Source organism: Ensifer sp. 4252, assembly GCF_050434565.1.
GTDB lineage: Bacteria > Pseudomonadota > Alphaproteobacteria > Rhizobiales > Rhizobiaceae > Ensifer.
Genome location: NZ_JBNDIU010000037.1, coordinates 19525 through 44202, shown reverse-complemented (window position 1 = coordinate 44202; position 24678 = coordinate 19525). Strand labels below are relative to the sequence as shown.

The following is a 24678-nucleotide window of genomic DNA, read 5'->3' as shown; positions in this document are numbered from 1 at the left end:
GCCAATGCCGGGACGCGTCCCGGCATTGGCGGCGACGGCGTCAACTAGGGAATTTTCGTTGCCCCTTTTTGCGGAATATTCATCGCCCGATGACAGCTCGTCCGGCAATGACAGTCGCAAGCGCCATCCTTCGCTGTTGAGTGCCGTGATAAGATCGGCACCCAATGTCTGTGTGTACTTGATCGCGCCCTTCGGGTTCAACGATTCAACGCCGGCTTCTGCTTCAATCGAACAAGTATTTCCTTAACCACAACCGGCCGCTCGGCGCCGTTGCGTAGTATGCGTATCCCCGGGGTATTACGTATTTCACCAGCTTCCGCCCGATGGATTGGGTCAGTGGGGTGGATCTTGTTTGTCAGCAGCTTCTGCTAGCGGGCGGCTGAGCGATCTGGCCTGCGTGGCGGTGAGGCCTAACTGTAATGCCGGGGACCGCACTAGGTAACCGGCCAATGGCAGAACGCGTTAGCGGGTGTGCCGAACCCCACGGGGACACGGCTGAAAGATCCGAACGTCTCAAGATCGTCACGCGTTGACGCCAAACAGTTTCTTGTCGCCTCATGCGGAAGTGCGGTTATGTCTGTGTTCTGTTTCCGCGCTTGACTGCTTTGCCTCCCGTCCCATGGCACTCGCAGACAGCGCGGCCAATCGTTCATACCGAACACTGGGCACGGGACGTCGTACCACTTACAAACGACCGAGGTACGCTTTTCTGGAAGGGAATAAAATTGGCTGGCGTCACTTGCCAACATCGCAATGGCTCTCGCCAGTCACCATATTGAAGTGTATATTTAGGCATTGCTGATATTGCGGTCTTCCCGTTTCAATTCCACAGAGGAGGGCCGCTTTTTCTATGTCCAGAGCAGGTCCCCGAACGCTGGCGCCAATGGGCCGGCTGAGCGGCGTTGTCGCTCACACTCAACGCGGGCTGTCGGATGAGTTTGTCGCCCAGTGTCAAAGGGATGCCGCGGCAGCTATGTCGCCTTTCGTGCCGCCATGGATCATCCTGGCCGCATCGATCGGATTGCCCGGCCGTCTATGGCCCACCGACCACAATTTACAATCGCTTCAATGGCTGGGCCGGTCTCGGCCTGTGGCAGAAGCTGTTTTTTCGGCCCTGGTCGCGGCCGATCCGTATGACATGCAGGTGATCGACAGCACGACCGCGAAAGCCCATCGCTCGGAGGCCGGCGGAAAAGGGGGCGCAGACGAAAGCAATCGGTCGCTCCCGCGGCGGCTGGACGACGAAAATCCACGCCGTCGTAGACGGGCGCGGTCGTCCGCTCGGCCGCAAATCTCGCCCGCCGCCATGCCATTGTTACAGCCATTACCGCCCGCCGACTTCCTGGCTGCCGACACCGCTTACGACAGGGATACTCTGCGCCAGTATCTGGCCGAGCGCGGAACCATTCCGGTCATTCCCAACAACACAACAAGAAAGCGCCACCATCCCTTCGATGCAAGGGTCTATCGCAACCGCAATGTCATCGAGCGGATGTTCGGCCGTCTCAAGGATGGGCGGCGGATCGCAACGCGCAATGACAAACTCGCAACAAAGGCGGCCGTCCACATCGCCGGCATCGTCATCTGGTGTTGAGTCTGGAGCCTAGGCTAGAGCGTGCCACCCAAAAGTTTGCAGGCCCTTGAGCGCTTTGCGAGGTTCGGAACCTTTGCTGATGAGCGTGGTTATGTCGGGCTAACAAGGAGGCGAACCATGGCAGAAGCAAATCTCGAAAAACTCTTTCATGATACGTTGAAAGACATCTACTTTGCGGAGCGGCAAATTCTGAAGGCATTGCCGAAGATGGCTCGCGCCGCACAGTCCGCGGAAACCAAAGCGGCTTTCGAAAAGCACCGTGATGAGACCGAAGGACATGTTGAGAGACTAACCCAGGTATTTGAAATCCTAGGCAAGCGTGCTCAAGGCAAGACCTGCGAAGCGATACAAGGCATAATCGCCGAGGGCGAAGAAATCATTGACGAGTTCAAGGGTTCCCCGGCGATCGATGCGGGGCTGATCTCCGCCGCGCAAGCGGTGGAGCATTACGAAATCGCGCGGTACGGAACGCTCAAGACGTGGGCGCAGCAACTCGGTCTGAAGGAAGCAGTCCCGTTGCTGGATGCCACGCTCCAGGAGGAGGGCGCTACAGATAAGGCGCTTAGCCAATTGTCGGTTGCAGCCGCTAACATAAAGGCGAAAGCGGCCTAACGCACCAATTGCATGCAGACCGCAAGGTTTGGTAATGCCGACCTTGCGGTCTGGCCTTCGATTGGAAATCGACGCTGAAACTAGACCCTTCGAGCTAAACATAGTCGATACATGGGTCGCCCGCGTTTCGTTCTACATGGCATCTATGCGCGCAATACTACCCACCTTGCGAAACGCCTTACGAGGCAAACTAGCCAGGTGAAAGCAGTTGGTCAGCCTGCGAACTTCCAACCGTCTGATGCGTCGTTGGCGGCTTGCAGGTGAGCGGGCCGCCTTCTCGCCCATGTAGAAACAGGCGCTTCCGCATCGCCGCTTCGGATTGCGGAACGGACAATAGCTTCTCGCTAGTCGAATATTGCGCCCTTTGCTCCTTCATATTCGCGTGCCAGCCGGGAGAGCGCGGTACGAACCTCCTCGACACCCCATCCGGCGGCTTCGGCCCGACGAGCCAAGGGAGCTAAATGTTCACGGATTTCACCTTGAAGCGCTGATGCCAGCTCGTCAGGTTGCGTGGTGAAAAATTCCGCCACGCCCGGCCTCATAGCGGCAACACAGTCGGCCTCCCGCCCTTCGTACGGACCCTCGCGACGTGGCGCCGAGATTTGATGGGTTAAGGTCATTTTTCATGTTCCTTCTGATCGGATGTTCACGTGGCACAACCCCTCGTGCGCTGAATTCGTTCCCCCAGATCCGTCAGGGAACAAGCTGCCCGCTTCGGCTGTTTGGTATCATTCGACAAGGAGATATGACCATGGCAGAGGATCGGTGGGAACGCGAGGAACGCCACGGGCCCGACGGCGGCAAACCAAAGGGCAAGCAACTGGCGCCCTGGAACGAGGCTGTGGTAATCCGTCCACCTAATGCAGAACATGATGTGGTGGTTGGGTCGGCTAGCCAAGCGGCATCAGTTTTGAAAGACAACTGGCCCGCACCCAAGTCCGGCTCAGTATATCAAGCTGCCGTAACAGCATGTTTAGAGGCTATGAGCGGCCATGTGCCTGGTTACATCGCGCGATGGGCCTTTGTGAAAGCGGCGCGTGACGCAGGTTTCTTGCGGTGACGTTGATCTCCTTTGTTTGACGCAAAATGCTACGGATCCCTAGTATCCCCTATCCTAAATGCGAACTGATTGCGTATGAAGGCATTGAAGAATTTTCCTTTGGCGAATGCCGACTTGAAATTTTCGAAGGTATCGGCCGGAACCTCATGATAGTCATACCGTCGCCCAGAAGGCAGTAGCCAAACCGATAGGATCCGGCGTTTCGGATCGTATTCGAACTTTTGAATCAAGGAAGAGGGCAAGGCCTACCATCCTGTGTTTACGGGCTTCTCAGAAAAATCCGTTTTCCTTGTCTAAGTTCCATAGGTGGTTTGAAAACGGCACTGAAAAGCGGGCGCGAAAGCGGGCGCCAGGAAGAAACGCCTTTGGCCGACGCGCTGACGAGGAACTAGCTGGTCACAGCAATGGCCAACTTCACGCCGAAGGATAAAGCACCCTTCAAATGAAGTCGGCGCCAGCGGATCGGGCATATCCTGATTTGAGCGACCAGGAGGGAGTTCCCCGAATTCGCGCGGGATCCAATTGGTCCTGCCTTCCGGCAGGACATTTCCGGGAGGCTGCGGGAAATAAAGGCGGATAGAGTGGTAGCGCAGACCTCGTCGTCTTCCCATTATGGGTGCTGCTGACGATTACCGTGCTCGGTCTCTTTTTTCGCTCGGTCAGTTTAGCCTACGCATATATGATGAGGAGCGCCATTCCGATCGCAATCATGCTTGCACCTGCCCAGTTCCTCATTAATCCCAAGAACCCCAATCCCTGTGCTCTGGGTTCCAAGGTCGGCTTTGCAGTTGAGGCGGATCGGCGAGCGTCGCTGAGGGGCCGACCCCTGAGTGCCCCCCAAAACAGCTGGAGCACGCCGCCGATCACAAGGGCAGCCCCGATCAAGACTCCGGTGAGTGACATAGTTTCCATACCTTCGCTGCGGGCGGCTATCCCGCTATGAGTACAGGCGGCTAATCCCGCCAAGAACGTCGGCTAAATTACTGAGTTCGCCGTCATCCCTGACCCCAGTAGCCAACTGATAAAACCCCACGAAAAAGCAATGGTTCCCATCAAGTTACCCCGGGAGCAGGCAGACCTCTTTCGTTGCGCGGGTGACGGCTAGCGAGACTGAAGTTGCGAAGAGCGAAGTCGCGACCGCTTGTATTCGTCAGGTTCCCGATGCGGGCGTTCGTGCACCAATCTTCGATGACGCCGCGTCGGCCGTGTCAACACGAGTTCTGGAACCTATGCTATGCGACCAATTATAGATATTATTATCGTTCTCCCGCAACCTGGTTGAAGGAGCAGATCATTTTCAGCTTCAAGCCTCGAATTTCCCCACGGGAGATCGAGATGGCATACGGTGACAGATATGAATCGATCGGCCACGACCGGTTCAAAACTCTCATTTGGACGTGGGATTTCTCGCGGTCGATGTTGCGTCCATCATCTAACGGTACTCCAGCCTCCACTTCCATAGGATTGATCTGAGCCGACATGATCAACGCGAATGTTGGTGACACCGATGTCCGCTGAATCGCATCGCGCCCCTCCATCATCAATGCGGTTACAGGTAGAGGCGATCAATCCGCGTCATCCCCTGTCTCCCCGCGCCCGCGCACCGACAGCCTCGATCGGCTTCCTGCAATCCTCGTGGAACAAACACGGCGCGGTGTCAGTTGCCTTTTTAAAGAGGAGGATTTCATGAGCACAATACCTAGTGAACCGAGTCCGAAACCCGGTCCTCCCGATCTGCCGCCAGGGCTGCCGCCGGACCTGCCGCAGCCACCGATCGAAGAGCCCGAGCCGGACGTCCTTCCGGACGAGATTCCCAACCCGAACCCGGATGAAAACGACAAGCCGCCAAAGCACCTAGCGGAGTAGATCGGTCATTCTGCCGCCCTCGCATTGGAAATGCCGATCACATTGCTTTTACTACTCCCACGCGTCTTTTTTGCCAGCGCCCGCGGCTTTGGATGTGTTCCTGCTATCTTTGGAATTTAAGCTGCGGCCGAGACGCGCTTCCCCATTCGCCAAGTCAATCTGGCTGGCGATTTTCGGTGGACTGCTTTTCGGCAGGCGCCGATGACACGGCAGCAACGGCGGAAGTCGCGAAAGGACGCCAGGGCGGCGACAACGATCTTCATTGGTAGTCTCCTAGGTTCGAACCTCGCGCCAAGGAGTGCGAGAGACTTGGCCTAGGACTCGAGCCGGCGACATACGGTCAGGTGTCGTATTTCGACGGCTCAACGGGACCGCGACACCTCGCAGGGTTACCAACTTGTTTCGAACACATTGGCCCATTATATACTCGCCATCGGCATTGGTTATGAGCGCTGCTTCGCCGCTCGCAAATGCCTCATCGTTTTTAGACTTTTGACCACGGATGTACTGGCACTGGTTGGTAAGCGATGTTGAGGAAGGTCGGTGCGGTTTCGCCCCGGCCTTTTTTCATGGCCTCATAATCTCAATTTGTTCCTACTTCCGACGAGCTAATCCAGATTAAAAAGGCGCGGTATGTCCTGTGGATGTTCGCTGCTCGTTCTCGCGTTTTAGATGTGGCTTGAAAGTGGCGCGACCATGCGGCGATTGCAGCCTATGGGATATCGGTCGCAGGTTCATTCCTTCCAGTGCAAGCGACGGGCCCGCCAGACTATTTTCGCCTTGGCTTCGATTTCATCAGCGGATCTATGCGGATAATTGGCTGCAAGGCGTGAGGCCATCGCCCTGAGGTTCGCAAGGATTGTTCGGTGTTCCTCCGCTGCGTTTGCCTGGGCGTTAATCTCCGCCATCAGGCGCGCGTCGTCGTCTTGGGTCATCGTTGGCTCCGTTTAGTGCGGAAAAGCATTGGTTGCAAATACCGGCCCTCCACCAGGGGCAGGAGCATCCATGATTGCCGCCCGGCGGAGAGGCGGCTCGGCGGTTCTAGTTCAACGGGTGATTGGTGGTGTCGGGGCTGTCTCTGATCCGAAATCCGGTTCAAACGCCATAATACCAAGGACGATCCCCACGAGGATGCATAGCAGCGCGATGAAGATGAGGCCGGATTTGTCCATCACTCACTTCAGGCTCAGAATGTGAGAAATTCGTGACGCGACCACCCAATGACCGCCGTCTATGCGGCAGGTTGGTCGCCTTTGAGTTCCAGCGCCATTGGTGGTGGCGTCCTTTGCCTCCCGCCGGAGAGATGGATGAATCCGGTTATGTATCAGGCGCGACGCGATACGCGGCGCGGGAACGCCTCGGCGAAGCCTCGCATTGATGTGAAGTCGTCCATTGTGACGGCTTCGGGCTCGTGCGCACCGCAAGCAGGCCCTTTATCTCTGGGTAGCTCTCACAAATCGCAACGTCGATACATGCAGTTGCATCCTAACGACCGCGGTTCCGAAGTTTGTCTTGGCGCATGCCGGTCGACTACCGACCACGCTGGTGTCGATGACCTACGATGCCCGCTACATCCACGGGAACACCATTCGAACCGGCGGCATGCGGATCCATATGCGCCGCTTATCTCGCCGATGCCGGTGGCGAGTTTGCCACCTGGCGTGCGGCTCGTGCCGTCGGCGACCATGACCTCAACAGCTTTCTTGTTCGCTTGGAAGCGGATCAGCCCGCGGATGATGTTGGCATGACTGTTTTGCTCGCTCGCCCTTAGCGTTAGACCGTTTCGGGATTTCGGTTGGATGGGGAATGCTTATCCCACCTGGAAGCCCCGCGCCCATCACCAACGAGACATACTCAAGACGCAGCGCATCACCCCGCCCAGCGACGGAAGACAATGCTGGCATTCACGCCGCCAAAGCCGAATCCGTTGGAAATGGCATGCTCGAACGACAAACTCCGCGCCGAGCCCGCCACGATATCGATGCCATCGGCGTCGGGGTCGGGCGTTTCGAAGTTCAGGGTCGGCGGCGCAATCTGGTCGCGTAGGGCAAGGACCGTGAAGATCGCTTCCAGACCACCTGCCGCGCCCAGCAGGTGTCCGATGGCGGACTTCGTTGCGCTGACGGCGATTTCGCCGTTGCGGCCAAAGACCGACTTGATCGCTGCTATTTCTCCCTTGTCTCCGACCTGCGTCGAAGTCGCATGAGCATTGAGATGGCCGATATCGCCCGCCTGGATGCCGGCCTGGGTAATGGCGAGCTCCATCGCGCGCCGGGCCCCGGCCCCGTCCTCCGGACCTGAGGTGATGTGGTGGGCATCCGCCGTTGTGCCATAGCCGACGAGCTCTGCGATCGGTATCGCGCCGCGTGCGAGCGCATGCTCCAGCGCCTCTATCACGATGATGCCGGCGCCTTCGCCCATGACGAAGCCGTCGCGGCCGACATCGAAAGGTCGCGAGGCGCGGTGAGGCGTGTCGTTGAAACCGGTCGAGAGCGAGCGAGCCGCCGCGAAGCCGCCCAGACTTATCGTGTTGATGCAGGCTTCCGTTCCGCCGCAGATCGCAATGTCGGCCTCGTTCGCCCGGATCAGACGGGCGGCGTCGCCGATCGCCTGAACGCCCGCGGCGCAGGCGGTCACCGGCGCGCCGATCGGACCTTTGAACCCGTGGCGAATTGAGACCTGGCCTGCGGCGAGATTGACGAGAAACGAGGGGACCGTGAACGGCGAGAGCCTTCGCACGCCACGTTGATCCACCGTTCGTACGGCCTCTGAGATTGCCGGGAAGCCGCCGATACCGGAGGCAATGACAGTCGCGGTACGCTGTTGGTCGAGTTCGGTGGCGGGGTTCCAACCGGACTGCGCGATCGCTTCGTCGGCCGCCGCCAGAGCCAGTAGGATGAAGCGGTCCATCTTGCGCTGGTCCTTCGGCGGAACAATCCGATCGGCATCGAAACCACCTGCTGCGTCATCTGCGAGCGTGGGTACTGTTCCACCGATCTTGCTGCCGAGCTCGGTGACGGTCTCCTCCGGCAAGCGTCGAACGCCGGAGTTTCCGCCCAATAGACGTGACCAGCTTGTCTCGACGCTTGCTGCAAGAGGGCTGACAGCTCCCATTCCCGTTACGACGATGCGACGCATCTGTTCTCCTGACGTGGTGATGACTAGGTAGATAGGAGCTAAGACGCCTTCATTAGGGGTGCTGACTGGCTCTCAGCGAAGGCGTTCGATTGCAATGGCGGTGGCTTCCCCGCCGCCGATGCAGAGTGCAGCGACACCCTTCGAAAGCCCTCTGCGTGCCAAGGCATGGAGGAGCGTTACGATCAGGCGGGCCCCGGTGGCGCCGATCGGATGGCCGAGTGCGCAGGCGCCGCCGTTGACGTTCAGCCGGTCACGGGCAATACCTAGGTCCCTGGCCGCGGCCATCGCCACCACTGCGAAGGCTTCGTTGATCTCAAAGAGATCGACGTCGTTGGCAACCCAACCGGTCTTTGCCAGTAGCTTGCGGATCGCGGGGATAGGGGCGGTGGTATACCAGGCGGGTTCCTGGCTATGGGTCACGTGCGCCCTGATCTCGGCGAGGATCGGCATGCCCTCGCGCTCGGCGATCGAGCGGCGGGCCAGGATGAGCGCTGCCGCACCGTCGGCGTTGGCCGACGCGCTTGCGGCCGTGATCGTGCCATTGGCGCGAAAGGCGGGTTTCAGGTTCGGGATCTTCTCGGGCGACACCTTCAGCGGATGTTCGTCGGTGTCGACGATCTTATCACCGTCCTTGCCGGCGATCGTCAGCGGCGCGATTTCGCGCGCAAAAGCACCGGTTTCGATCGCGGTGCGGGCGCGCGTCAGCGTCTCAACCGCATAGGCGTCCTGGTCGGCGCGGGTGAAATGGTAAGTCTCGGCCGTCGCCTCGCCGAAATCGCCCATCGGCCGCCCGGGCTGATAGGCATCCTCGAGCCCGTCAAGCATCATATGGTCGAAGATGCGGTCATGCCCGGCGCGAAATCCGGCCCGCGCCTTGTCGAGCAGATAGGGCGCGTTCGACATCGACTCCATGCCGCCGGCAACGGCGATGTCGATCGACCCGGCGAGGATGAGGTCGTGCGCCAGCATGGTCGCCTTCATGCCGGAACCGCAAACCTTGTTGATTGTCGTGGCCCCGACGTTATCGGGCAGGCCGGCGCCACGGGCCGCCTGCCGCGCCGGTGCCTGTCCCTGGCCGGCGGGAAGTACGCAGCCCATCAGCACCTCGTTCGCCCGGTGAGGAGCGATTTGCGCCCGTTCAAGTGCTGCGCGGATGACGTGGGCGCCGAGTACCGGCGCCCGGACCGGTGCAAGATTTCCGAGCAAGCGACCGAGCGGCGTGCGCACGGCCGAAACGATGACGATCGGATCAGATGAGTTAGACATTCCGAACCTTTCCGGCTGGAGGAAACGCGTGAAAGACCCTGAAAAACCGTTGGCGCCCGTTACTGCGCCGGGCTGTGAGGGGCGCCATCGTCGAGCTGTTTCAGAAGCAGGCTGTTGGTTGCGGCCCGCAGCAATCGCTTCGAGAGTTGCTCGTCGTCGACGGCGCGCGAAAGCACCAGCGCGCCGACCATCGTTGAGAGCGCGGCGATTGACAGGTCGCGGACCTTTTCACCTGCCGTGGTCGAGATAAGTTCATCGAGAATGTCGAGATGCTTGTTGATGCCGGCTTCGAAAGCGTGGCGCAGGGCCGGGCCGCGGCGCGCCGCCTCCGGCGCCAGTGCGGCCAGGGCGCATCCCTCGGCCTTTTCCTGGATGTGCTGATCCGAGAGGTAAAAGCGAACAAGTGCTCGAAGCGGCTTTCGAGGGGCCTTCGCCACGACACCCGTCCAATTCGCCACGCCATTCTCGAGCGCCTTGTCGGAGGCCTGGACGATGAGATCGTCCTTGGATTCGAACTGCTTGTAAAAGCCGCCCTGCGTCAGGCCGGCGCCCTTCATTAGGTCGTTCAAGCCGATGCCGTCAAATCCCTTCTCCCGGAAGAGGCGACTGGCGACGTCGATCACTGTTCGGCGGTTTTCCTCCGCCTGCGCACGGCTCACTCTCACGGCTCACTCCTGTCCGAGAAAATTTGTTGTGCGAGATATATGGTGATCAACATCTATCAGTCAAGTATAGATGGTGACCGAAATCTTAATGCATGGATGCGCAATCGTGCGCGATCTCGACATGGGTTGTTTTGCGGCATGTGGTTGGGCTGCTTGATCAGCAAAAATCACGTTTCGGCAAAAGGTTCCCGCGCGACTCGTCGAGCCGGGTTCGTCGGCGATAAGGCGTGGTCGAGTTTCGGAAGAGATATGGATACTTCCATCGTCAAGCTGCCCCAAAGTCGGCTCGCGGCATTGGCTGCGATGATCCAACGACGAGCAAATCGCCAGAGTTGATCGTGTCGCCGCATCGCCGGAACTATCGCACTCGTCAGCGATTGTTGCTGAAAAGGAGCGCGCCGATGACCACCGATATTAGAAACGCGACGTTTTACGTCTTGGAGCAGGATGATCCGACTAAACCTTCAGATGCAATTCCCGTCAGCTTTGAACAGGCCTTCAAGGAGGCGGAAAGGCTGACCACAAGCGGCCATGCTGTGCACGTGCTCTACACGGAAGAGGCGAGCCAGATGCAGCTGACCCGATTTGCAGAGGCCGGAATCAGAACGAGCCTTGCGGCGCAGGGATAGCAGGGCACATGAGGCTCACGTGTATTCCTCGATGTCGTTCAGGACATCGAAGAAATCCTCGGATTGGTCAGCTTCAATCCAAACTGGCCCGATCGTGATCTCGATTGGGTGAGGCGACGGTCATGGTGGAGGCTGCAAGCGACGCTGGTTGCCCGGTTTACGGCAACGTAAATGACGCCGCTCACATGAGTACCCGGCATCAGAAGGGCAGTCGCCGAAAATGCCTCAAAGCTCCCCGTGCTCACGTTCGCCCGAGGAGGTTGAAGGGTCTTGGTCGAGTGAGCGCATAACAATTGGTTCGCGGTCGATGCCGATCTCAGATGTTTGAGCAGAAGTCGTGACGAAGGATGGCAGGCCCTATCTCCACCGATCACACAATTCTCATAACAAGCGGCGAGATCCGAAATCGATGTGGAGTCCTGGCAATCGAGGTGAACGCTATCCTCCTCATCGCAGGTATACCTGTTCGACCAACGCCATTTGCAGACCCCGTTTGGCAGATTCCTTCACGACAAATCGGACAGGTCGATTGAAACCTCAACAGCACTCTCTGAGGGATCTGGATCCTCGCCATATTCACGTATTAACCGCTCGATGATCTGCGCGATCGCCCGATGGACGGTCGTCTGATCCCAACCAACAATGCCGGCATTGTCGCATAGGGCGCGAATGTGATCATCGAGCGCAGCCTGACACTCGACGCCGTAATCCGGATCGTCCGGTTGCCGGGTCGGCGGTGCGATGCGAATGCCCGTTGATCCGGAAACCACGTCGCTACTCCAGTATCTCGACGACCGCATGGGTGTTGCGATCAATAATCACCCTGCGTTCATTCACAATCGCATAGCTGTAGTCCTGATCCGGCACCGGATAGAGCTTGATCGTGTCCGGCAACGGGTGCCCGACCACTACTTGACCCTCATAGACAACTGAGGGCGTTCTTTGCTCAAGGACGTAGGTACGAACTTCCCCCGGGAGTACGACAGTCGTGGTCGATTGGGCGAAGACCGGCAAAGCGAACGGTACCGAAAGCGCAAAGCGCATGGAATTCTCCTTGTTTCACGATGACTGCCAAACCACTTGGAAAACGTTTGGTTCCGTTCGCTTTCATGGCAAAATCATCTAATGCCGATTTGGGTTCCCCTAGCGCGGAAGGATCGAGCGCCCATCCCGATGGACCTGCAACCGTCCTACCTTGGTCGCGTCTTTGGGGCGGCGCTGTACCAGTTGGAATGCTCTATTGGGTGACGAGCGGATCCTACCGTCTTTGTAGAGTACGACCTCAGCGGTTGTGCTCCAGACAAGTTCGAGGGTCGCGAGCTCGGGATTCTTTTGACTGATTGGGGCCAAGCCGGCCTCACCGATCGCAAGTTCGATCGTCTCGTTGACTACCCCCTTGTTGCGATCATTCGGTCGCCTCGCCATCCACCCGCCTTACGTGGCGATCCTCCCAATGCTGCTCGGCCCCTTCTATCGGCGCGAGCCATGGCTCGCGTCGTTTGACCCATAACTCGTATGTTGGACGATATGGTGTCGGTGCATCCGCCAATGTTCCCAGCTTGATCTCAGCTTCCGCCTCATCATAGCTGAACATTCTTGAGCCACACTTGGGGCAAAACCGGCGCCCTCCATGAAGCACGGCTTCTCCAGTCGTGCTGAATTCGCGGAGCGCCCAAATCGCGAAAAAGGTGAAGGCCGAACCGCTCTCCGTTCGACAGTCCTTACAATGACAAATTCCGACCCTTTTAGGCGCCCCGCGGACCTCGTATTTCACCTGCCCACAACGGCAGCTTCCGAGCCTGTTGATCATTGCCGAGGCCCCGGGTCGTCCGGCGATGCGGGGCTTGGTTCGTGCATCAGAGGTTCGCCCCCATCCAGATTGCCATTGCTGAGGGCGTCGTAGGTGTTGACGCTGCCTCCACCGTCTCTCGTGCCGAAGGCGGTCAATTGGATCATCGCCGCCTTGGCGCGCGCTATCAATTGGTCTTCACCGCACTGCTGACCGGTATCGTGCAAGGTCACCTCCACGTGCTCGTCGTCCTCACCGATGAAGTGAACAGTGACCATTCCGAATAGACGACTGACCGTTGTATCTATGTGCCGCATGTCCAAACCTCCAGTTTCACGCTCCCATGAGGAACAGAGACTGAGGCCCAATGTTCCAGGTCAACGCAAAACTGGCCGCTACGCGCGGTAGGAACAACCTGCCAGTTCAAGGTTCGCCGCTTGTGCAATCGAAAGGGCACGGCATGAACCCGCGAGATATCCACAGCAGATCAACATGAAATTGCGTGACCACGGTCTCAAATCGTACTTCTCAACGCTACGGGGCCTCACGATCGCGGGTATGATCGGTAAAATATGGCGCTTGCCGGCCGTTCCGCTCCACCGCCACTTCGCCTCGCACTCCAAACTCGGAAGGGACATCCCGACAGTTCCCAATGCAGCTTGCGATGCCTGCGAGGAGGGTTCTTCCCAAGCCGGCACGTTATCGTGCTCGTTCAGGAACTTGCTTACTTCCACCGGGGAACGATGACCACTGCGGTGAGTTTGAACGGGAATGGTTCGGGTCGGCATGGCGGCACGCAGGGAGGTAATATCGAGGTCAACGCAAAGCTGGGTGCACCTTTGCATCGACATGCAGATCGATTCTCGACCCTACTGACACTTCGCACGACCGCCGATTTCCTCGACGTGAAGGGTGAAACCCGCGCGCTTTAGGCACCTCGTCTGTCGACATTCGCGCTGCGCCTTCCCGACCGCGTCAAGGATGATTGGCCGTGGCTGTAGATGGCCCGCCACAACGCGATGGCGGTTCTGCATGCATGGGAAAAACGCCAGAGTTGGATAAGCGCGTTCGTAAGATGGGGGACGTCGAGGGGCGAGGGATCGAGCCCGCCCCTCGACACCAACGACATGGCGTCCTTGCCCTTGACGGCATTGCCCAGATGCGACTTGCATTTTTCCAAGTCATTCGCCGCCATGGCTTCCTTTGGCATGGTCAGTTCTTTCGTAGCCTCGATCTTCTTCGCGCCGTCGGAGATCTGCCCGATCTCCTGTGCCTCGAATTCATCGATACAGCTTCGTCGACTGTAAAACACCACTATTCGATCGGCGTTCGGTTGGCGGCGGAAGTTCGCTTGGTTTGTGAACCGTGAAGCCGTATTGTGATGCGCTGGTGCGCCAGGAAGCGCGACTGCAAGAGCAGGGGCGATTGTCGTGGCATCACAAGATAAAAGCGATGGGGGTTGTGAGTTGTTGCGCTAGGGCTCCATGGAAGACGAGAGTCTTGGCGCCGCCGCCGTACTGGTTGATGATACGCCTGACGCGCTGTTGGTGCTTGCCGCCCGCCTGCAAAAGGCACTTGACGCATGCGTGGTTCGATCGGGCGTCAAAAAGGGAAGCCGCGTGAAGAAGCATTGAGCTTTGCGTCCTCGAACAAGGGATGTGCCGCCATGTCAAATCGTCAGGCGCGTCTTGGTCGCGACCCTTTTCGCAAAAGCCCCTCCGGGCCAAATTAGCATTCCGCTCCACGCCAAGTCGCAGCTCCATCAGGGGCACCACCTAGGGCAAACTGGACGGGCGTCGACGGACAGACCTTTATCGCTGACAAAGCGATCGCGAGGTTCAACATCGAGGTCATTGCCCTCGTCCGCGATCACTAGCGAAAGCACAGCGGTAGCAGCCTAAATGCTCCGCGCGCATCTTGCCTCCCGGCCGAAATCGTCTGTGTTAGTCCGATCCTGCAAGGAACAATCTTCGCACGGGCTGGTTGGACCATCGCTAACGATGGGAGGAACCGATGAGCGAAGCCGTGAAAACAGACAATCATGAGACGATCAGGACCTGGGTCGAGAAGAGAAAAGGCCGTCCATCGCGGATAAAGGGTGCCGCAAGCGGCGGCGTGTTGCGGATCGATTTCGGGGAGCGTGAAGAAGAGTTGGAACCCATCTCGTGGGAAGAATTCTTCGAAATCTTCGACCACAACAAACTCCTGTTCTTGCATCAGGACCAGACCGCGGATGGAAAGATCAGTCGTTTCAATAAATTTATCGACCGGCGCTAGCCAGAATTTGAAAGCGGCCACCGACGGCTCATTGCGTGGCAGCGAGTAAGTCAGGGCGACACCGGCATTTGCCTCTGCAGGCCCCCGCTTCTCGTTGTTGGGCTCCAACGGCTCGGGCGAAAGTGCTCCATTAGGGCTCGGGAAAAGGATCGGGTAAAAACGGACTGTAAAAAATTTTGGGGAACACCTTTGCTCTCTCGCTGTTACTTTGTCAGAACTAAGGAGGATTCACATGAACCAGATCATCTATCTCGTCGGTCTCGTTGTCGTCGTGGTGGTCATTCTGTCCTTTTTCGGACTGACCTAAGCGCTTGCCGAAAAGAACGCTGCGGCTATCACTAACGACCTGCGTGGACGACCTACCCGATCGTCGGCGCGAGTTGGCCGTGCCACGCAAGTGGCCATGAAATGCCGCCATGACGTCGGTCTTGTGCCTCGCCAACGAGAGGCTTTCCAGTAGCTCCGTTCACGGCACTTGCCGGACTTCCCGAAAGAAAGCCCAGCCGTCGCTGCCCGTGGTTCCGTCTGGCAGGCCCGACGATAATATCAGAGTCTTGGCCGCTGCTTACGGTTCGCCAAGCATGGCGAGTGCCGTCGCAAGGCTGCCGAGAGCGAATGCCGCGCTGAAGGCATAGAGTTGGAGAAGCAGGGCGAGAGGGTGGATGCAACTGCCATGGCCAAGGGCATCGGGACTGATCAGAATCATGACGATAACCGTGACGGTGCCGAGTAGCGCGCCATAGGACATATGGAAAATCGTGAACCTGACGAGTTCCGGCATGTTACCAACCTCGCTGCAGGCCATCCAATCATCGAATCGAAGAAATGTTCCCCTGGGGGCGGAATGGAGAAACACGGCCCCGCGTGTGGATCAGGCGCTGGAAGCCTAAGGCCCGAGGAGAAAATAGAGGGCAAACGAGATCGCCATGAGGGTGCATGCCGATCAGATTGACAAGATGGGGCGGCCCTTTGTCGAGCATTATTATGCGCAAGTGACGCGTGAAACGTGCCTGCACGACGGATATGAGTAACGCGGTGAAGCGTGCGGATCTTCAGGGCAATCTTTCACAGGTCAGGTCCATCGGGCAGGACGGAGGAAAATATTGGCGCGGTCTTGAGTTGCTCGACACTGTGATCCGCGCGAAAAGGGGCAGCGTCGTCGTCTGAGAGGTTGCAAAAGGTCTCATAGCAACGGATTGCCGTGCATATGCTCGGCCAATTCGTCCCGTGCGCGACTGAGGCGGCTCTTGATCGTGCCGATTGCGCACGTGCAATGATCGGCAGCCTCTTTGTAGCTCAGGCCGTATCCAGCAACGAGAACAAGCACCTCCCTGTGCTCGGGCGACAAGGTATCAAGCGCGACACGCAATTCACGGTCCATCACAATCCAGTCTTGTGTAGCGGCCGTCGGCAAGGGCAACTCGGCACAGTTGGTCGTGCCCGGCGCTTCCCGTTTGCGCACCTTGTATTGCGTGCGGAACGCATTGTGCATGATAGTGAAAAGCCAGGATTTCAGGTTTGTACCCGGTTTGAAACGGTCGATGCTGCGCAGCGCCCGGAACAGCGTCTCCTGAACCAGATCATCCGCATCGAACGGCGTTGAGGTAAATGTGCGGGCAAACGCACGAAGGGCCGGAATAAGGTCGACAACCTGCCTCTGCAACCGCGTTTCTATTGGGGGATTCTGTGGGCATAAAGATTGCGGCATGACGCCACCCTTCGCTCAAAGGCCGCTTGGCTGCCAGAATGGGAGTTCCTGGAATTTAATGTGTCACTGCCGATTAGGTTCCTGCACGCGTAAGAATTCGTCAGGCGCGGTGCTTGGTGCCGAGGAGGATGGCTGGTGTGGCCAAGCGGTGGATTTCGTCTTTGGGGATGAGAACAGCTTTTCGACCTTTGATCGCCGCGGCGTCCTCGCGTTCGCCGAGTAGGAGATCGCCACATCCCCGCGCTCGAGCGCTAGGGGAAGGCAAACCGCGGGACAATCTACCGGTGGTCGCGGATGGATTCATCGTGTTCAAAAAGCCTCCCAACCGTCGACCGCCGGCGTCGTTCCTCCGGGATCGAGTGGAACATGCCGCCGCATTTCTGTTTATGGATGAGAGCAAACAAGGGAGGCGAAAATGAAAAGGCCATGCGATGGCAAACCGGGCACGACCGTCGCCAAAAGTCTAGGCTCAGGAGCCTTTCTCCTTTCTCTGTAACCTTCGAGGCGTTGGGTGTCGCCCCTGTGGGATCGCCTTTCCGCCGCGAAGACATTCAACAAATCTCCTCGAACCTTCAGCGACATTGCGGGGATCTTCTCGGCATCACGAGAGGCGAATATGTCGTGGACCATCTGGTCTGGGTAAAGAGACGACCTTCCCGTGCGATGCCCGCAGCTCCACTATCTCGAGCATCAAGCGGAACAGCCAGCGGCGAACATCTGTACCGGTGCGGTAAGAAGGCAGCTCCGAGATGGCCCGTCGAAAGGTCCTTTGAACGAGCTGCTGGGATCGCTCGGGATCCCCTTCAAGCGACCTGGCAAATCGCCTCAGCGAAGGAAGCAACCCAATGACGTCAAACTCCTTTTCCGCGCGATCCGTCATGATCATCCTCGACCATCATTTTGCAAGCAACGCGCCTGCACATCCTTCGTTCCGTTGCGCCGGATCATTTTCGCAAGGTATTCCTAAAATAATCGGCTCGTTCGGATCCACAACCTGCAGCGGCCCGCCTGAAACCAGTCCACCGCTTCGCCAAGCCTGTGATCGCCAACGGAGCCTGACGAAATCGTCGGCAGATCCATCATGACCTTGGTGCCGGAGCGACACGACAGGAGATCCTGGAGCGCGCGTCCGAAGGGAATACATTCAGCACTACCAGAACCCGCGCCAACGGAAAGACAGGAGTGAGGTCTGGTTTTCTCTGACCGTATCGCGTCGAAGGATGCCGCATTGGTCATCGATGCCCTGCGCGATCGCGCGAGACACGCAATTTAGGGCGGCGCGAAGTTCAGTCTGCTGGTTCGATATTGTAAGCGCGATTGCAAACCAACGGCTGCAGCTCCATTCGACGGCGTGATCCGCCAGACCACATTGCCGACGTCGTCTGCAACAAGCAACGCACCCCGCCGATCGACAGCGACGCCAACCGGCCGCCCACGTGCTTTGTCATCCGGTCCGATAAAGCCGGTAAGGACATCTTTCGGCGTGCCCGCTGGCTTGCCGTTAGCAAATGGCACGAAGATGACCCTATAGCCGCTCCGCGGTCGGCGATTCCAGGACCCGTGCTGACCAACAAAGGCCCCATTGCGATACTGTGCGCCGAAGAGACGCCCGGTATAGAAGGCGAGACCGAGCGACGCCGTGTGCGGCCCAAGCCCATAGTCGGGCACGATCGCCTTTTCGACCAGTTCCGGTCTTTGGGGCCGGACCCTTGTGTCGATATGTTTGCCGAAATAGCTGTAGGGCCAGCCGTAGAAGCCGCCGTCCTTGACAGATGTCATGTAGTCCGGAACCAAGTCGCTGCCGATCTCGTCGCGTTCATTGACCGCCACCCAGAGCTCGCCCGACTGCGGCTGCCACGATAGCCCGTTCGGATTGCGCAGCCCCGACGCGAACACGCGCAGGTTCCGGGTCGCAAGATCGATTTCAAGCACCGCTGCCCTGTTTCTCTCAGCCTCGATGCCATTCTCCGCGACGTTGCTGTTGGAACCGACAGTCGCGTAAAGTTTCTTTCCGTCGCGGCTCGCGATGACATCCTTCGTCCAGTGATGGTTGATGGGGCCCGCGGGCAGGTCGACAATTTTCTCCCCGTCGGCTGCGATCCTCGTTTCACCCTCCTTATAGGGAAACGCCACGATCGCATCGGTATTTGCAACGTAAAGAACGCCTTTCGAAAGGGTCATGCCGAAAGGCGAGTTGAGGTTTTCGAGCAATACCGAACGGGTCTCTGCAACGCCATCACCGTCGCGATCCCTCAAAAGCGAAATGCGATTGGCGCTCGGCACCTCTGCGCCTGCGCGTGCCATGAACAATCCCATTACCCAGCCGCGAAGACTGAAGCTCTTGTTTTCCTTTGGAGGTTTGTTCGTCTCGGCGACCAGTACGTCGCCATTGGGCAGGACGTACAGCCAACGGGGGTGTTCCAGGCCGGTGGCGAATGCACTGACGGAAAAACCCGATGCGGCTGTCGGTCTTTCTCCTTGGCCCCATCGTGAGGCCTCGGCCACGTTGACTGTTGGCAAGAGCGTTGGATTTGGTTTCGGCAATTGCGGGGTAGGGCCATAACCCTGTTCTTCCGTCAAGCTCGCTGTTTCGCACCCCGCCAAGAACAGAAGAAGAGACGCGGCTGGTATCGAGACCCTCCTCACTTCGTGCCCCTCCGGGCTATTGTTTGAGTCGGTTGGTCAAGCATCCTTGTCGAGCCCATCGCATTTCGAGGAACCTCCTGCATCCTCGCGAGCCAAGGGGCGAAACTAACGCCCAATATCGATACCGACGTAGTCGATTGGTTCAAGGCATCGGGCGTCGTTGTGTCTTCGGGGGGAAGTTGCTTTTTCGTGCGCGCCCGCAGACGTTCCAGAACCTGCAGCACCAAGTCGGCGTTGACGCGTGTGGAAACTGCTTTAGTCATTTGCCAGCCTTATGCCTCTTGATGCCACGCAGTATGTCACGCTTGCATCCAACCGGCGCATCATGCCACGCGTTATTTCGAGCTTCATGCTGAAAACAGCGAAACTGATTCGCATCGAAGTCCCCGCCATTCCCGAACTGGTCATTGGCTTGAAAGACTCCCAACCGTCTTCCGCGACGGAACAAACGGGCATTGTCAACGGTTGATGAGCATCTACCGCACAAGGGACACGGAAGGCGTGGCTCGGACCGTTCGCATGGAAGCGCCACCACTTGAGAGAAAGCTTGCAGCCATCCTCGCAGCCGATGTCGAGGGCTATTCTAGACTAATGAACGCTGACGAAGAGCAGACGCTGGCGACGTTGACGTCGCATCGTTCCATCATCGATCGGCTCATCGAAAAAGCCCATGGCCAAATTTTCGGGACTGCCGGCGACAGCGTCCTGGCCGAATTCCCCTCGATCGTCCATGCATTCAATGCCGCCGTGGCTATCCAACAGTCCATTTGGCAAGCAAACCAGTCGCTCGCCAACGATCGGAGGATGAATTTCCGCATCGGGATCAACGTCGGCGATGTTCTGGTGAAGGACGGCGACATCTTTGGAGACGGCGTTAACATAGCAGCCCGGTTGCAAGGCCTCGCCGATGTGGGCGGTATCTGCGTAACGAGGGGGTGCGCGATCATTTGCGTGATCGGGTCGAGGCCACCTTCGAGGATCTGGGAGAACACCAGGTCAAGAACATTGCCCGCCCGCTCCGGGTCTTCCGTGTCCTGTTTGACCCGCAGGCAGAACCGAAACTCGAGATGGAGCTGGCGCCCCTCGAAGCGCCTGAGGGACGCTCTTCCGTCCAACAGTCACTGTCACAAGGGCCCAACACCGATGACGAGGAGCGCCGTGTGGAGGTCGCCTTCTGGAAATCGGTGCAAGAGAGCAACGATCCCGCCGAGTATCTTCTTTATCTGCAGCGGTTTCCGGAGGGCCAGTTCGCCGAACTGGCAGCCGCGCGCGTCGAACAAGGCGGATCTGGTGAACTCGATCCCGGTATCGAGGTTTCCTTCTGGGAAACTGTGAGAGACACCGGCAACGCGGAAATGATCGAAGCGTATTTGTCGAAATATCCGCGGGGCCAGTTCGTCGACCTCGCCAATATCCTGTTGGCCGAAATTCGCGCGAAATCAAATGCGTAATCAATCCTGTCGACGACTTCGCAAGCAGGAACTCGGGTTGGAGCGCGGATGACGGTTCCGCTGTCGCCCCCAAGCACCAACCGGGCGAAAAGGACAGTCCAGTGCCCGGCGCTCCTTCTTACGTCGAAACGCGATGAGCTGGAAGAATTGTCCGGAGATTCGCTAAAAACGCCGGCGCGAGTGGCGCCTGGCATGGTCGGCCGGAGTGTCGATAATAGGCATCGCATGGCCTAGGAAGTCCCGAGCGAAGTGGCAACGGCGCTTGCTGATTTCGGTGACCACCCGCCGATCCTCACAAGGGGAACCAAACGCGCCCGAAATGCTTTTGTCTCGTGAGGCTTCAAGCTGTGTCGATCGGACCGATTGGCGGCCGAAGGCCTTCGGCGCGCACCCCCACGCCGAAGAATGGGTGCGGATGACGCACGTACTTCGGGGACTGCCCATGCCCAGCGATAAACTCTCGACCTACAAGCAAAAGCGTGACTTCAAACTGACCAAAGAGCCGAGCGGATCGGCCAAGCTCAATCCTTCCAATCGGCGGCGCTTCGTCATCCAGAAACATGACGCCTCTCGGCTCCATTACGACCTGCGTCTCGAACTCGATGGGGTCTTCAAATCCTGGGCCGTGACCAAGGGGCCGTCGCTTGATCCTCATGACAAACGCCTTGCGGTGGAGGTAGAGGACCATCCGCTCGACTATGGCGACTTCGAAGGCACCATTCCGAAAGGTCAGTATGGCGGCGGCACCGTGATGCTTTGGGACCGCGGATTTTGGGAGCCCGAGGGCAACAGAGCCCCGGAAGAGGGGCTCGCCAAGGGAGACTTCAAATTCACGTTGGAGGGCACGCGGCTGCAGGGCAGTTTCGTGCTGGTGCGTATGCGGCACGATCGGGATGGTGGCAAGCGAACCAACTGGCTTCTGATCAAGCATCACGACGATTTTTCCGTTGAAGGGAATGGCGCGGCAATCCTTGAAGAGAATGACACCTCGGTCGCCTCGGGGCGCTCCATGGAAGCAATCGCATCGGGAAAGGGCAGGAAGCCGAAGCCTTTCATGGTCAAAGATGGCGCGCTCGATGCGGACGCCATTTGGGACAGCGACCACGGCCTCGCCGCAGAAGAGCGCAAGGCGGGAACCACCAGGACCAGGAAAAAAAAGGCACCCGCCAAGCGCCAGAAATCCGACATGCCGGCGTTCATCGAGCCGCAGCTTTGCGAAACGCTGGCGCGTCCGCCGACGGCAGGCGGCTGGATCCATGAGATCAAGTTTGACGGCTATCGTATTCAGATGCGTATCGAGGATGGCAAGGCAATCCTGAAAACACGCAAGGGACTCGACTGGACGGGCAAATTTCCCGCCATCGCCAAGTCTGGGGCAGCACTTGCCGACGCCATCATCGATGGCGAGATCTGCGCTCTCGACGAAAGGGGCGCACCGGATTTTGCGGCACTGCAGGCAGCACTTTCCGAGGGCAATACGGGTGCCCTGGTCTACTTTGCGTTCGATCTCCTTTTTGCCGGTGACGAGGATTTGCGCGACCTTGCGCTCACAGAACGCAAGGACCGGCTCGAAACGATGCTATCGGATACCGGCGACGATGCGCGTCTGCGCTTCGTCGAGCACTTCGAAACGGGCGGTGACGCCGTGTTGCGATCGGCCTGCCGGCTGTCGCTCGAGGGCATCGTGTCGAAGAAGGCGGATGCACGATACCAGTCCGGGCGCACCGACACCTGGGCGAAATCGAAATGCCGGGGCGGCCATGAAGTCGTCATTGGCGCCTACGCCAAGACAAATGGCAAATTCCGGTCTCTCCTTGTGGGGGTCAATCGCGGTGATCATTTCGTCTATGTGGGCCGGGTGGGGACAGGCTATGGCGCAAGGACAGTTGAAATGCTGCTGCCCAAGCTGCAGAAGCTGGAGACGGTCAGATCGCCCTTCACCGGTATCGGTGCGCCGAAGAAGGATCAGAGTATCGTCTGGCTGAAACCGGAGCTTGTCGCCGAGATTGAGTTCGCGGGTTGGACAGCAGACGGTCAGGTACGCCAGGCTGCCTTCAAGGGGCTGCGGGAAGACAGACCGGCAGCCGTTGTGGAAGTCGAGCCGCAGGCGAGCCCTTCGAAAACCGAAGTATTGGAACCCTCAACAGCAAAGGCCGCTGCTAATCGTCTGCGCAAGGGCGGGAAGGTTGAGGTCATGGGCGTCATGCTGTCCAGCCCGCAAAAGCCGCTATGGCCTGATGGGGATGATGGAGCGCCGGTCACCAAGGTCGATCTTGCCGGCTATTACGAGGCCGTCGGCTACTGGCTGATCGACCACATCAAGGGGCGACCCTGTTCCATCATCCGCTCGCCAGACGGCATCGGCGGGGAGCAATTCTTCCAGCGCCATGCCATGCCCGGAACATCGAACCTTCTGGAACTCGTCACGGTATTTGGCGATAGGAAGCCCTATCTACAGATCGATCGCGTGGAAGGTCTCGCCGCAATCGCCCAGATGGGCGGTGTCGAACTGCATCCCTGGAACTGCGAGCCCGGCCAGCCGGAAGTGCCCGGCCGCCTTGTGTTCGACCTCGATCCGGGTCCCGACGTCGAGTTTTCGAAAGTCATCGAAGCGGCTCGCGAAATCCGCGACCGGCTTGAGGAACTTGGGTTGGTCAGCTTTTGCAAGACGACGGGTGGAAAGGGACTTCACGTCGTGACGCCCCTTGCTATGTCACGAGGAAAGAAACTGAGTTGGGACGAGGCCAAGCGTTTCGCCCACGATGTCTGCCAGGGCATGGCTCGTGACAATCCGCATCTCTACCTGATCAAGATGGCGAAGAACCAGCGCGAGGGCCGCATCTTCCTCGACTACCTGCGCAACGACAGGATGTCGACCGCAGTCGCCCCCCTGTCACCGCGGGCCCGGCCGGGGGCAACGGTGTCGATGCCGCTCAACTGGAGCCAGGTCAAGGCGGGGCTCGACCCGAAGCGTTTTACCATGCGAACTGCGCCCAAGCTAATCAATTCGGGCACGGCTTGGCAGGACTACTGCGACAGCCAGCGATCGCTGGAACAGGCGATCAAGCGCCTGGCCAGAGCAAGGAAAGCGGCTGCCTGATTATTGCCTCAGACCGGTCGCGAACCGGGTCGTGCGCAAGCACGCTTATGTGCCCCTATTTCTTAGATCGGGTTTCTGCAGCAACCGATTTGCGCAATGCGTCCATGATGTTGATGACGTTGCTGGGCTCCGGCTCGCTTGACGTCGTCTTGGCCTTCCTCGGCTTTTTCAGCTGCTTCTTTCTGGCGTTGATGATGTCGAGCAACCGGTCCTGGACCGGATCCACGACCAGCTTCGGATTCCAGTCGGTGGTCTTCTTTTTGATCAGTTGCAGGACGAGCGGCATCAGGTCGGAGTCGGCCTTTGCGTTGCCTATATCGGAGAAGTAGGCTTTCTCGTCTCTGACCTCGTCACCGTAGCGCAAAGTCCACAGCACGATGCCCTTCCCGCGCGGCTCCAGCAAAACGGCGCGCTCGCGACGGGTGATGACCAGTCGGGAAATCCCGACCATCTCCTTGGCCTCCATCGCATCGCGGATGACGGAAAACGCTTCCTCGCCGACGGGGTCGTTGGGAGAGAGATAGTAGGGCGTATCGAACCAGATCCATTCGACGCTGTCGCGCGGTGTGAACGTCGAGATTTCAATCGTGTTGGTGCTGTCCAATGCCACATTTTCCAGTTCGTCGTCCTCCAGCACCAGGTATTCGTCTTCTCCACGCTGATAACCCTTGACCTGGTCGTCCTCCTCGACTTCCTCGCCGGTCACCGAATCCACGTAGTGGCTGATGACGCGGTTCTGAGTCTCGCGGTTCAGCGTATGAAAACGGACCTTTTCATTGTCGGAGATGGCCGGCATCATCTGCACCGGGCAGGTGACCAGCGAGAGCTTGAGATAGCCTTTCCAATAGGGACGAACTGCCATGGATGCGTTCTCCGA

24 protein-coding genes and 1 pseudogene are annotated in these 24678 nt (G+C 58.5%); 10 read left to right on the top strand and 15 right to left on the bottom strand.

Annotation, left to right across the window (positions count from 1 at the left end):
• Positions 1-201: hypothetical protein (locus ABIE33_RS33815; protein ID WP_429133195.1), on the bottom strand; the 201-nt coding region annotated here is incomplete at its 3' end.
• A gap of 772 nt (positions 202-973) precedes the next feature.
• On the opposite strand from ABIE33_RS33815, the gene ABIE33_RS33810 reads away from it, so the two are divergent.
• The 3 genes from ABIE33_RS33810 (at position 974) to ABIE33_RS33800 (ending at position 3266) form a co-directional block, all read left to right on the top strand.
• Positions 974-1594, top strand: coding sequence for a transposase (locus ABIE33_RS33810; protein WP_429133192.1), 621 nt, complete (start codon positions 974-976; stop codon positions 1592-1594).
• Between the two features lie 117 nt (positions 1595-1711).
• The gene (locus ABIE33_RS33805) at positions 1712-2206 is read left to right on the top strand and encodes a ferritin-like domain-containing protein (RefSeq protein ID WP_429133189.1); all 495 of its coding nucleotides are present in this window, start codon (positions 1712-1714) and stop codon (positions 2204-2206) included.
• Positions 2207-2831: 625 nt separating this feature from the next.
• Positions 2832-3266, top strand: coding sequence for a DUF982 domain-containing protein (locus tag ABIE33_RS33800; protein WP_429133186.1), 435 nt, complete (start codon positions 2832-2834; stop codon positions 3264-3266).
• A 29-nt stretch (positions 3267-3295) separates the two neighbouring features.
• Here the strand turns inward: ABIE33_RS33800 and ABIE33_RS33795 are convergent, their stop codons facing one another.
• Positions 3296-3496 (bottom strand): KTSC domain-containing protein, encoded by a 201-nt coding sequence (locus ABIE33_RS33795; protein ID WP_429133201.1) that lies wholly within the window; start codon positions 3494-3496, stop codon positions 3296-3298.
• A 1456-nt stretch (positions 3497-4952) separates the two neighbouring features.
• On the opposite strand from ABIE33_RS33795, the gene ABIE33_RS33790 reads away from it, so the two are divergent.
• Entirely contained in the window at positions 4953-5132 is a 180-nt protein-coding gene (locus ABIE33_RS33790; protein ID WP_429133183.1) for a hypothetical protein, read from the top strand.
• A 1869-nt stretch (positions 5133-7001) separates the two neighbouring features.
• On the opposite strand, the gene fabF is transcribed toward ABIE33_RS33790, so the two are convergent.
• The 3 genes from fabF to ABIE33_RS33775 form a co-directional block, all read right to left on the bottom strand.
• Positions 7002-8270 carry a beta-ketoacyl-ACP synthase II gene (fabF, locus tag ABIE33_RS33785; protein ID WP_429133181.1) on the bottom strand — a complete coding sequence of 423 codons (1269 nt, stop codon included), beginning with the start codon at positions 8268-8270 and terminating at the stop codon, positions 7002-7004.
• A 72-nt stretch (positions 8271-8342) separates the two neighbouring features.
• Positions 8343-9536, bottom strand: a complete 1194-nt coding sequence (locus ABIE33_RS33780) for an acetyl-CoA C-acyltransferase (RefSeq protein WP_429133178.1) — start codon at positions 9534-9536, stop codon at positions 8343-8345.
• 59 nt (positions 9537-9595) lie between these two features.
• The gene (locus ABIE33_RS33775) at positions 9596-10201 is read right to left on the bottom strand and encodes a TetR/AcrR family transcriptional regulator (RefSeq protein WP_429133176.1); all 606 of its coding nucleotides are present in this window, start codon (positions 10199-10201) and stop codon (positions 9596-9598) included.
• A 401-nt stretch (positions 10202-10602) separates the two neighbouring features.
• Between ABIE33_RS33775 and ABIE33_RS33770 the strand changes: the two genes are divergently transcribed.
• Positions 10603-10830 carry a hypothetical protein gene (locus ABIE33_RS33770; protein WP_429133174.1) on the top strand — a complete coding sequence of 76 codons (228 nt, stop codon included), beginning with the start codon at positions 10603-10605 and terminating at the stop codon, positions 10828-10830.
• Positions 10831-11336: 506 nt separating this feature from the next.
• On the opposite strand, the gene ABIE33_RS33765 is transcribed toward ABIE33_RS33770, so the two are convergent.
• From ABIE33_RS33765 to ABIE33_RS33745, 5 genes are all read right to left on the bottom strand, one after another.
• Complete coding sequence (locus ABIE33_RS33765) at positions 11337-11600, bottom strand: hypothetical protein (RefSeq protein ID WP_429133172.1); 264 nt, start codon at positions 11598-11600, stop codon at positions 11337-11339.
• Between the two features lie 4 nt (positions 11601-11604).
• Positions 11605-11874 (bottom strand): DUF1236 domain-containing protein, encoded by a 270-nt coding sequence (locus ABIE33_RS33760; RefSeq protein ID WP_429133171.1) that lies wholly within the window; start codon positions 11872-11874, stop codon positions 11605-11607.
• Positions 11875-12235: 361 nt separating this feature from the next.
• On the bottom strand, positions 12236-12640 hold the full coding sequence (locus tag ABIE33_RS33755; protein WP_429133169.1) for a GFA family protein: 405 nt from the start codon (positions 12638-12640) through the stop codon (positions 12236-12238).
• Positions 12637-12936, bottom strand: a complete 300-nt coding sequence (locus ABIE33_RS33750) for a hypothetical protein (RefSeq protein ID WP_429133167.1) — start codon at positions 12934-12936, stop codon at positions 12637-12639. The genes ABIE33_RS33755 and ABIE33_RS33750 overlap by 4 nt, the downstream gene beginning before the upstream one ends.
• Before the next feature lie 611 nt (positions 12937-13547).
• Entirely contained in the window at positions 13548-13934 is a 387-nt protein-coding gene (locus ABIE33_RS33745; protein ID WP_429133165.1) for a hypothetical protein, read from the bottom strand.
• 698 nt (positions 13935-14632) lie between these two features.
• Here ABIE33_RS33745 and ABIE33_RS33740 point away from each other — a divergent pair.
• Complete coding sequence (locus tag ABIE33_RS33740; protein ID WP_429133163.1) at positions 14633-14896, top strand: hypothetical protein; 264 nt, start codon at positions 14633-14635, stop codon at positions 14894-14896.
• A 565-nt stretch (positions 14897-15461) separates the two neighbouring features.
• Here the strand turns inward: ABIE33_RS33740 and ABIE33_RS33735 are convergent.
• The 4 genes from ABIE33_RS33735 to ABIE33_RS33720 all read right to left on the bottom strand — a co-directional run bounded on the left by ABIE33_RS33735 (position 15462) and on the right by ABIE33_RS33720 (position 19250).
• Complete coding sequence (locus ABIE33_RS33735; protein ID WP_429133161.1) at positions 15462-15677, bottom strand: hypothetical protein; 216 nt, start codon at positions 15675-15677, stop codon at positions 15462-15464.
• Positions 15678-16079: 402 nt separating this feature from the next.
• Positions 16080-16604 (bottom strand): sigma-70 family RNA polymerase sigma factor, encoded by a 525-nt coding sequence (locus ABIE33_RS33730; RefSeq protein ID WP_429133159.1) that lies wholly within the window; start codon positions 16602-16604, stop codon positions 16080-16082.
• A 601-nt stretch (positions 16605-17205) separates the two neighbouring features.
• Positions 17206-17484, bottom strand: a complete 279-nt coding sequence (locus ABIE33_RS33725) for a sigma factor (protein ID WP_429133198.1) — start codon at positions 17482-17484, stop codon at positions 17206-17208.
• 389 nt (positions 17485-17873) lie between these two features.
• Positions 17874-19250 (bottom strand): PQQ-dependent sugar dehydrogenase, encoded by a 1377-nt coding sequence (locus ABIE33_RS33720; RefSeq protein ID WP_429133157.1) that lies wholly within the window; start codon positions 19248-19250, stop codon positions 17874-17876.
• Positions 19251-19524: 274 nt separating this feature from the next.
• On the opposite strand from ABIE33_RS33720, the gene ABIE33_RS33715 reads away from it, so the two are divergent.
• From ABIE33_RS33715 to ligD, 4 genes and pseudogenes are all read left to right on the top strand, one after another.
• Positions 19525-19719: a hypothetical protein gene (locus ABIE33_RS33715; protein ID WP_429133156.1), complete on the top strand. Its 195-nt coding sequence runs from the start codon at positions 19525-19527 to the stop codon at positions 19717-19719.
• Positions 19719-20123, top strand: a pseudogene (locus ABIE33_RS33710) (adenylate/guanylate cyclase domain-containing protein); the annotation flags it as partial. The gene ABIE33_RS33715 and the pseudogene ABIE33_RS33710, both read left to right, overlap by 1 nt.
• A gap of 194 nt (positions 20124-20317) precedes the next feature.
• Complete coding sequence (locus ABIE33_RS33705) at positions 20318-20701, top strand: hypothetical protein (RefSeq protein ID WP_429133203.1); 384 nt, start codon at positions 20318-20320, stop codon at positions 20699-20701.
• Between the two features lie 442 nt (positions 20702-21143).
• On the top strand, positions 21144-23801 hold the full coding sequence (gene ligD, locus ABIE33_RS33700; RefSeq protein ID WP_429133154.1) for a DNA ligase D: 2658 nt from the start codon (positions 21144-21146) through the stop codon (positions 23799-23801).
• Between the two features lie 55 nt (positions 23802-23856).
• Here the strand turns inward: ligD and ABIE33_RS33695 are convergent, their stop codons facing one another.
• Positions 23857-24663, bottom strand: a complete 807-nt coding sequence (locus ABIE33_RS33695) for a Ku protein (RefSeq protein ID WP_429133152.1) — start codon at positions 24661-24663, stop codon at positions 23857-23859.
• Between the last annotated feature and the right edge of the window lie 15 nt (positions 24664-24678).

Coding starts and splice junctions, on each gene's coding strand:
- ABIE33_RS33810 (WP_429133192.1), top strand. CDS start 974: ATGTCGCCTTTCGTGCCGCCATGGATCATCCTGGCCGCATCGATCGGA.
- ABIE33_RS33805 (WP_429133189.1), top strand. CDS start 1,712: ATGGCAGAAGCAAATCTCGAAAAACTCTTTCATGATACGTTGAAAGAC.
- ABIE33_RS33800 (WP_429133186.1), top strand. CDS start 2,832: ATGTTCCTTCTGATCGGATGTTCACGTGGCACAACCCCTCGTGCGCTG.
- ABIE33_RS33790 (WP_429133183.1), top strand. CDS start 4,953: ATGAGCACAATACCTAGTGAACCGAGTCCGAAACCCGGTCCTCCCGAT.
- fabF (WP_429133181.1), bottom strand. CDS start 8,270: ATGCGTCGCATCGTCGTAACGGGAATGGGAGCTGTCAGCCCTCTTGCA.
- ABIE33_RS33780 (WP_429133178.1), bottom strand. CDS start 9,536: ATGTCTAACTCATCTGATCCGATCGTCATCGTTTCGGCCGTGCGCACG.
- ABIE33_RS33770 (WP_429133174.1), top strand. CDS start 10,603: ATGACCACCGATATTAGAAACGCGACGTTTTACGTCTTGGAGCAGGAT.
- ABIE33_RS33760 (WP_429133171.1), bottom strand. CDS start 11,874: ATGCGCTTTGCGCTTTCGGTACCGTTCGCTTTGCCGGTCTTCGCCCAA.
- ABIE33_RS33755 (WP_429133169.1), bottom strand. CDS start 12,640: ATGATCAACAGGCTCGGAAGCTGCCGTTGTGGGCAGGTGAAATACGAG.
- ABIE33_RS33750 (WP_429133167.1), bottom strand. CDS start 12,936: ATGCGGCACATAGATACAACGGTCAGTCGTCTATTCGGAATGGTCACT.
- ABIE33_RS33740 (WP_429133163.1), top strand. CDS start 14,633: ATGAGCGAAGCCGTGAAAACAGACAATCATGAGACGATCAGGACCTGG.
- ABIE33_RS33735 (WP_429133161.1), bottom strand. CDS start 15,677: ATGCCGGAACTCGTCAGGTTCACGATTTTCCATATGTCCTATGGCGCG.
- ABIE33_RS33730 (WP_429133159.1), bottom strand. CDS start 16,604: ATGCCGCAATCTTTATGCCCACAGAATCCCCCAATAGAAACGCGGTTG.
- ABIE33_RS33725 (WP_429133198.1), bottom strand. CDS start 17,484: ATGACGGATCGCGCGGAAAAGGAGTTTGACGTCATTGGGTTGCTTCCT.
- ABIE33_RS33715 (WP_429133156.1), top strand. CDS start 19,525: ATGCCTCTTGATGCCACGCAGTATGTCACGCTTGCATCCAACCGGCGC.
- ABIE33_RS33705 (WP_429133203.1), top strand. CDS start 20,318: ATGGAGCTGGCGCCCCTCGAAGCGCCTGAGGGACGCTCTTCCGTCCAA.
- ligD (WP_429133154.1), top strand. CDS start 21,144: ATGCCCAGCGATAAACTCTCGACCTACAAGCAAAAGCGTGACTTCAAA.
- ABIE33_RS33695 (WP_429133152.1), bottom strand. CDS start 24,663: ATGGCAGTTCGTCCCTATTGGAAAGGCTATCTCAAGCTCTCGCTGGTC.